Source organism: Rheinheimera oceanensis, assembly GCF_018831085.1.
Classification (GTDB): Bacteria; Pseudomonadota; Gammaproteobacteria; order Enterobacterales; family Alteromonadaceae; genus Alishewanella; species Alishewanella oceanensis.
On record NZ_JAGPNM010000068.1, the window covers coordinates 1 to 250 of the forward strand.

General features: G+C 64.4%; 1 protein-coding gene. It reads left to right on the forward strand.

Annotated elements, in window-relative coordinates; genetic code table 11:
* On the forward strand, positions 1 to 250 hold a 250-nt coding region (locus J3B89_RS21130; RefSeq protein ID WP_215768325.1), incomplete at both ends, for a Ku family protein.

The window sequence follows — 250 nt, forward strand, 5'->3', positions numbered from 1 at the left end:
GGTGCAGGTGCGCGCCAACGACGACGGCCTGGTGCTGCAGCAATTGCTCTATGCGGACGAGGTCCGCTCGATGGCCGATCTGAACGTCGAGCGCACCGACATCCGTCCCGCCGAACTGACGCTGGCCGAGCAGCTGATCGAGCAGAGCACGGTCGAGGCCTACGACCCCGCGGCGTATCAGGACGAGGAGAAGCAGCGCGTGCTGGCCGAGATCGACAAGAAGATCGAGGGCAAGAAGATCACGGTATCG